This window comes from Mucilaginibacter sp. L3T2-6, from assembly GCF_030519355.1.
Taxonomy (GTDB): Bacteria; Bacteroidota; Bacteroidia; order Sphingobacteriales; family Sphingobacteriaceae; genus Mucilaginibacter.
In genome coordinates, this window is sequence record NZ_JAUMKC010000028.1 from 72,646 (window position 1) to 78,922 (window position 6,277).

6 protein-coding genes are annotated in these 6,277 nt (G+C 44.2%); 4 read left to right on the forward strand and 2 right to left on the reverse strand.

Going from position 1 to position 6,277, the window contains the following annotated elements; genetic code table 11:
• Positions 1 to 2 precede the first annotated feature (2 nt).
• Positions 3 to 503 (reverse strand): energy transducer TonB, encoded by a 501-nt coding sequence (locus Q3W13_RS23105; protein ID WP_302868052.1) that lies wholly within the window; start codon positions 501 to 503, stop codon positions 3 to 5.
• Between the two features lie 125 nt (positions 504 to 628).
• Between Q3W13_RS23105 and Q3W13_RS23110 the strand changes: the two genes are divergently transcribed.
• The 4 genes from Q3W13_RS23110 to Q3W13_RS23125 all read left to right on the forward strand — a co-directional run bounded on the left by Q3W13_RS23110 (position 629) and on the right by Q3W13_RS23125 (position 5,387).
• Entirely contained in the window at positions 629 to 1,612 is a 984-nt protein-coding gene (locus Q3W13_RS23110) for a pyruvate dehydrogenase complex E1 component subunit beta (protein ID WP_302868054.1), read from the forward strand.
• 148 nt (positions 1,613 to 1,760) lie between these two features.
• Positions 1,761 to 2,342 (forward strand): hypothetical protein, encoded by a 582-nt coding sequence (locus tag Q3W13_RS23115; RefSeq protein ID WP_302868055.1) that lies wholly within the window; start codon positions 1,761 to 1,763, stop codon positions 2,340 to 2,342.
• 76 nt (positions 2,343 to 2,418) lie between these two features.
• A complete protein-coding gene (locus tag Q3W13_RS23120) occupies positions 2,419 to 4,473 on the forward strand; it encodes a prolyl oligopeptidase family protein (protein WP_302868056.1) in 2,055 nt (684 codons plus the stop codon).
• A 119-nt stretch (positions 4,474 to 4,592) separates the two neighbouring features.
• Positions 4,593 to 5,387, forward strand: coding sequence for a GDSL-type esterase/lipase family protein (locus Q3W13_RS23125; protein WP_302868057.1), 795 nt, complete (start codon positions 4,593 to 4,595; stop codon positions 5,385 to 5,387).
• A 72-nt stretch (positions 5,388 to 5,459) separates the two neighbouring features.
• Here Q3W13_RS23125 and Q3W13_RS23130 read toward each other — a convergent pair whose 3' ends face one another.
• The gene (locus Q3W13_RS23130; protein ID WP_302868058.1) at positions 5,460 to 6,014 is read right to left on the reverse strand and encodes a hypothetical protein; all 555 of its coding nucleotides are present in this window, start codon (positions 6,012 to 6,014) and stop codon (positions 5,460 to 5,462) included.
• Positions 6,015 to 6,277 lie beyond the last annotated feature (263 nt).

Sequence of the window (6,277 nt, forward strand, 5' to 3'; positions counted from 1 at the left end):
GTTTATTGCGTAATAACGTTTTGAGGGGCTGTATCATTAGCTTCGATAGTTACTGAGTGGTTTAGCTTAAGCGTCTTCTCGAAATTATCCTGGTTCAAAAAAAACCTAACGGGAATATAGATATTTATAGACTGTCCCGCCGGACAAATCGCGTCCCTAACATATTTCGATAGATTTTTAAATAGTTGGTTAACTGGCGGATTAAATATTTCGAGATCGCTCTTTACTATTTTGTAGGTGTAAAGCATGCTTTTATTATCGATGGTTAATTGTACTATTACGGTTCCTCGCTCTCCATTTTGCCGCGCGACTTCAGGGTACTTTATGTTATTAAAAATTACGGGTAACAATACTTTTTCTATAGTTCTAATATTGCGGTATGTCTCAGTGCTTATTGTGAATGAGGTATCGATCATCAATTTCCGGTGATTGTTATACAGCATAGAATTTTGGGCAAGTGCCGTATTCGCGAAAAGCAGTAAAGATACAATCAACCTTCTCATAATGCTCCAATCTAACAAATATCAATCTGATTTTAAAATTCTCATATCTCAAATCTGTTACAAATTGCAAATAAGAGTTCATTGCTTATATTTGCGTTCGCTAAAAAAGCACATTTTATAATAAGATGAGAGAAATACAATTCAGAGAAGCGCTGCGCGAGGCAATGTCCGAAGAAATGCGCAACGACGATAAAATATACCTGATGGGCGAAGAAGTTGCCGAATACAACGGCGCTTACAAAGTTAGCCAGGGAATGCTTGACGAATTTGGTGCAAAGCGTGTAATAGATACGCCTATCTCTGAATGCGGGTTCGCCGGTATCGGCATAGGTTCAGCGATGAATGGTCTGCGCCCAATTGTTGAGTTCATGACCTTCAACTTCTCGCTGGTAGCTATCGACCAGATTATTAATGGTGCTGCCAAAATCATGTCAATGAGCGGCGGTCAGTTCTCGGTGCCGATTGTATTCCGCGGCCCTACCGGCAACGCAGGTATGCTCAGCTCGCAGCACAGCCAGTGTTTCGAAAGCTGGTATGCTAACTGCCCGGGTTTAAAAGTTGTTGTTCCATCAAACCCTTATGATGCAAAAGGCTTATTAAAATCTGCTATCCTGGATCCTGACCCGGTTATCTTCATGGAGTCGGAGCTGATGTATGGCGATAAAGGTGAAGTTCCTGAAGAGACTTATTACATTCCGCTGGGTAAAGCCAAAGTGGTAAAAGAAGGCGCCGATGTTACCATCGTAAGCTTCGGCAAAATTATGAAAGTGGCTTTAGCCGCGGCTGCCGAACTCGAAAAAGAGGGCATTCACGCTGAAGTTATCGATCTGCGCACCGTACGCCCTATTGATTACGATACTGTTATCGCTTCGGTTAAGAAAACAAACCGTATGGTTTTTGTAGAAGAAAGCTGGCCATTGGGCTCAATCGCTACCGAGGTTGCGTTTAAAGTACAGAAAGACGCATTTGATTATTTGGATGCTCCCGTACTGCGCATCATGGGCGGCGATGTTCCGCTTCCATATGCACCAACACTGATACAGGAATATCTTCCAAATCCTGAACGAGTTATTAAAGCCGTTAAGGAAGTGATGTACGTAGAGAAATAGTTGTATTGGTTGCAGATGTTGTATTGGTTAGAAAGCAATGCTCAACTACTACAATCATACAGCCACCTCAACAATTAACTAAAAAGATACCGGCCCGCTAAAAAATAGCGGGCTTTTTTATTTACTTTGGTTTTTTAAACTACACGCTATGAAATACTTAAATGCTAAAGCTTTGTCAGTCCTGATTATTGTTTGCTGTTCTGTTTTAACGGTAAATGCACAAACAGCGAAACCAAAGACCAAACCAGCCGCTGCAAAGGGTGCTAAAGCCAAGACCGCTGCCCCGTCGGGCGCAGGTGCGGCAAACGATACCACTAAAACAGCAGCCACTGCTCCGGCGACCCCTTCGATACCCAAAACAGCATCGGGAATAATTGAAGTCTTTTTTAAGAAATACAAAGAGGATGGCACCTCTGCTGCCATCGACTTTCTTTTTGGTACAAATAAATATTTCACCAATCCTGCCGGTATTTCGCAATTGAAAGCAAAGCTGGATTCATTACGTCAGGGCATTGGTAACTACCTGGGCAGGGATCTTATCGTTCAAAAAACAGCATCAAACAGCCTTGTATTTTACAGCTACCTGGTTAAGCACGAAATACAACCTATCAGGTTTACCTTTATTTTCTATAAACCGCAAAATGAATGGGTTTTATACCGTTTTAAATACGACGACCAGATGGATGCAGAGTTAGAAGAAGCGGGCCGGATAAGTAATAAACATCCGTAACTGAATCTTTGCAATGAAAACTATTAACTGTTTATCCGCAGCTATTTTAATTTGCAGTTTCGCCTCTGCCCAACAAATGACGACTACTAATCCACTCCAATACCCCGCTACCAAAAAAGTTGATACAGCTGACACCTATTTCGGCACGAAAGTGCCCGACCCGTATCGCTGGCTCGAAGACGACCGTGCCGCTGACACCAAAGAATGGGTAAAGGCAGAAAACAAGGTGACGCAGGCTTATCTCAGCCAGATACCGTACAGGGATGCCATGCATGAGCACCTTAAACAATTGTGGAATTACGAGAAATACAGTGCTCCGTTTAAGGAGGGTAAATACACCTATTTTTATAAAAATGACGGCCTGCAAAGCCAGGCGGTATTATGGCGGCAGATTGGCGACGGCGCTCCTGAGGTATTTCTTGATCCCAATAAGTTCTCTGTGGATGGTACCACGTCAATGCAGGGTATAAACTTCACCAGGGACGGTAGTATGGCTGCCTATCAGTTATCCGAGGGTGGAAGTGACTGGCGAAAAGTAAGTGTTATAAAAACCGAAGATAAAAGCATCGTAGGCGACACGTTGATTGATGTTAAATTCAGCGATATAGCATGGAAAGGGAATGATGGTTTTTACTACAGCAGTTATGATAAGCCTAAGGCGGGAAGCCAGCTGGCGGGGATAACGCAATACCATAAGCTTTTTTACCATAAGTTGGGCACAGCCCAAAGCAGTGACGTGCTGATCTTTGGCGGTGATGCAACCCCGCGGCGCTATATTGGAGCTTACTTAACAGAAGATGAACGGTTCCTGGTAATAACTGCGGCAAAAGAGACCACCGGCAACGAGCTTTACATACAGGATTTGAGCAACCCGAACAGTCTTATACAAAACATAGTTGATAACTTTGATAACCAGCATCATGTGCTGACGAACGTTGGCAGTAAGCTTTACATCCTCACCAACCTTTATGAACCGAATTTCAAGATTGTTACCGTTGATGCCTCGGATCCGAAAACCATAAACTGGAAAGACTTTATACCGGCGACTGATGATGTGCTTACCGCATCAACCGGGGGAGGTAAAATATTTGCAGAATACCTGAAAGACGCCACTTCTTTTGTGCAGCAGTATGATATGGACGGCAAGCTGGAACGGACGATTACCCTGCCGGCAATTGGTACGGCCAACGGTTTCAGCGCCAAAAAGGAAGAAAAAGAAGTGTATTATACTTTTACTAACTACGTTTATCCGCCAACCATTTTCAAGCTGGATATAGCAAGTGGTGTCTCCACGCTTTATAAAAAGTCGGGCGTGCGCTTCGATCCGGAAAAGTACGAAAGCAAGCAGGTTTTTTATCCTTCGAAGGACGGCACGAAAATACCGATGATCATCACCTGGAAAAAAGGTACTGTAATGAATGGCAAAAATCCGTTGCTGTTATATGCCTATGGCGGATTCGGCGTTAGCCTTACGCCTGCATTCAGCACTTCGAACATAATTTTACTTGAGCATGGTGGCATTTATGCCGTACCTAACCTGCGCGGCGGCGGAGAATATGGCGAGCGATGGCATGTGGCAGGCACAAAAATGAAAAAGCAAAACGTATTCGACGATTTTATAGCGGCAGCCGAATATCTTATTAAGCATAAATATACCTCGAAAGACTACCTGGCTATTTCAGGAGGTTCTAATGGCGGCTTGCTGGTGGGTGCAGTAATGGCACAGCGCCCGGACCTGTGCAAGGTAGCCCTTCCGGCGGTTGGCGTAATGGATATGCTGCGCTATAATAAGTTTACGGCCGGTGCGGGTTGGAGCTATGACTACGGAACTGCCGAAGATAATCAGGAAATGTTTAACTATCTTTACAGTTATTCGCCGTATCACGCGTTAAAACCGGCCATTTATCCGGCCACTATGGTTACTACTGCCGATCATGATGACCGTGTAGTTCCGGCGCACTCGTTTAAATTCGCAGCGCGCCTCCAGGAGTATCAAAATGGGCCGGCGCCTGTGATAATACGTATCGAGACCAAGGCAGGTCACGGTGCAGGCCAAAGCACCGAACAGGTGATCAGCGGTCAGGTAGACAAGTGGGCGTTTATGTTTTGGAATATGGGGGTGAAGTATTAGAGGTTAACGACCGGGGATTCAGTAGTTAGGGAATATTCCTGTCGTTACGTTTGCTGCCGTTGCTGAGGTTGTCGCCACCAACTCCTGTAAAATAATTGAACCGACTATATACAACCATAATGAACCTTAAAAAAAATTTTGGCTTATTGTTCCTGGCAGTGATTGCCAGCCTGACGAGTGTATCAACTTCGTTCGCACAGGGCAAGCGCGACCTTAACATTGTTTTCATCGGCAACAGCATTACCTACGGCGCCGGATTAAGCGACCCGGGGTCAGAAGCCCCGCCCGTAATTGCTGCCGCTTATTTGAGGCAACAGTCAAATATAGGTAAGGTCGAAATCGCCAACCAGGGCCATAGCGGCTATACCACCGTTGATTTTCTGCCCTCTACAGGTGGTGTATTTAAGGACGTTGAAAAAGCGGCAAACAGTTTCGCTAATAAACAGGCGCTGCTTATATTTTCCGTCAAATTGGGAACGAATGACAGCGCAATTGAAGGCCCGCGGGGGGCGCCGGTGTTTCCCGAAAATTATTACCAGAACTTAAAGGCTATTGCCGATAGCTTACTGAAAGAATTTCCAGGCTCCATAGTAATTTTTCAGCACCCGGTATGGTATAGCCCGAATACTTACAACGGCGCCAAATATCTTGCGGAAGGCCTGATGCGCCTGCAAAAATATATGCCCGAGATAGATCTGCTGGTGCAGGACTATGCTTCAACCTATCCAAAGCGGGTGTTTGTAGGTGATACCAAAGCCTTTGATTATTTTAAAAAGCACGCTGAATCTGATTTGCAGCCCGAACAGGGGCATCAGGGTGTTTTTTATTTGCATCCTAACAAACAGGGCGCTGCGGCGCTTGGAAATTTTTGGGGAGAAGCAATCAATAAGATTGTAAAGAAACTTAACAAATAGTTGTATCAACATACAATTGCGACCTAAAGAAAAGCCCCGATGAACTCAGGGCTTTCTTTTTATGGCTTATTTTTAGTGATGTTCTTTGCGTTCTTTCTTTTTGATATGGCGGGCTGTTTTTGCATTATGCACTGCAACCTTGCGGTTATGTTTTGCTACCTGTGCATTATGGTGAGCAACCCGGCTGTTACGCACGGCTACTTTCCGGTTATGTTCCGCAACTTCTCTGTAGTGGTTTTTGTAACGGGCATCATGACTATCGCGAATAATGGCCTGCCCTGTGCGGCCCTTGTAGCTGGCATAACGGCTTCTTATTACAGCATCATGTTCCCAGGGGTTGCGCTCATTTACTACAACCTTGTAAGTACGGTACTTGTCGAAATGGTAGCGCTCGGGTAAAAAGGCGCGATGAACCCAAACATTATTTTCATTATAAACATACAAATGATCGGTTACATCATAATAAGCATCTATGTCGGGCATATAATAATAATCTGCATGATCGTAGCCCACCGGGCCCCAATCCGGCTGACTGCCAATGTTAATACTCAAACTAATCTGTGCGTTAGCTATTTTGATGGAAAAGCAGCTCAGCATAAATGCAGCTGCAAAAATTAACTTTTTCATATTGTTTATCTTTCAGTAGTAAGCAGGATATCCTGAATTACCAGGTAACCCCTAAAAATTATTTGATAGACAAACATTCCCGCGAATGGTTTAAGATATTTTAAATATCCAGGTATTAAGCTGCTGAATATCAGTATTCCCGGGGCGAAAAAAACTTCGCGGGGGCTCGTGCAAAAGCGTTCCGTTTGTCTCGTCCTGAAATAGGTTTACACATTAAGTAAACACGAGATGGACGAAAATTTAAAAATGCTGATCAAACAAGA

Bases quoted from the DNA above. Each gene is read 5' to 3' on its own strand.
- Q3W13_RS23105 (WP_302868052.1), bottom strand. From the start codon at position 503: ATGAGAAGGTTGATTGTATCTTTACTGCTTTTCGCGAATACGGCACTT.
- Q3W13_RS23110 (WP_302868054.1), top strand. From the start codon at position 629: ATGAGAGAAATACAATTCAGAGAAGCGCTGCGCGAGGCAATGTCCGAA.
- Q3W13_RS23115 (WP_302868055.1), top strand. From the start codon at position 1,761: ATGAAATACTTAAATGCTAAAGCTTTGTCAGTCCTGATTATTGTTTGC.
- Q3W13_RS23120 (WP_302868056.1), top strand. From the start codon at position 2,419: ATGACGACTACTAATCCACTCCAATACCCCGCTACCAAAAAAGTTGAT.
- Q3W13_RS23125 (WP_302868057.1), top strand. From the start codon at position 4,593: ATGAACCTTAAAAAAAATTTTGGCTTATTGTTCCTGGCAGTGATTGCC.
- Q3W13_RS23130 (WP_302868058.1), bottom strand. From the start codon at position 6,014: ATGAAAAAGTTAATTTTTGCAGCTGCATTTATGCTGAGCTGCTTTTCC.